The 516-nt window shown below is 75.2% G+C and carries 1 protein-coding gene; it reads left to right on the forward strand.

The window, feature by feature from the left end; genetic code table 11:
• Window positions 1–516, forward strand: a 516-nt coding sequence (locus tag PROKR_RS35890; protein ID WP_169736521.1) for an SDR family NAD(P)-dependent oxidoreductase, incomplete at both ends; no start/stop codon positions are given.

Here is a 516-nt window from a genome sequence, read left to right on the forward strand (position 1 = left end):
GGTCCTCGACGAGCTCGTGGCCGAGCACGGCGACGCCGTCCTGCCGCTGCGGCTGGATGTGACCGACCCGGACCAGGCCCGGGCGGCCGTGCGGACGGCGGCCGATGAGCTGGGCCGCATCGACGTCGTGGTGAACAACGCGGGCTACGGGCTGTTCGGCACCGTCGAGGAGATCACGCCCGAGCAGCTCCGGGCGCAGCTCGACGTCAACCTCTTCGGCGTGCCGCACGTGACCCAGGCGGCGCTCCCGGTCCTGCGCGCCCAGGGCGCGGGGCACATCGTGCAGGTGTCCAGCTCCAGCGGTGTCGCGGCCTGGCCGGGGCTGGGTGGGTACAGCGCCTCGAAGTGGGCGCTCGAAGGGCTGTCGGAGTCGCTGGCCCAGGAGGTGGCGGGGTTCGGCATCCACGTGACGCTCGTCGAGCCGGGGCCCGTGGACACCGGGTGGCGCGGCGAATCGGCGGTGCGCGCGGCGGAGCTCCCGGCGTACGACGCGCTGCGCGCGGCCGCCTGGCACCC

This window comes from Promicromonospora kroppenstedtii DSM 19349, assembly GCF_000515355.1.
GTDB lineage: Bacteria > Actinomycetota > Actinomycetes > Actinomycetales > Cellulomonadaceae > Promicromonospora > Promicromonospora kroppenstedtii.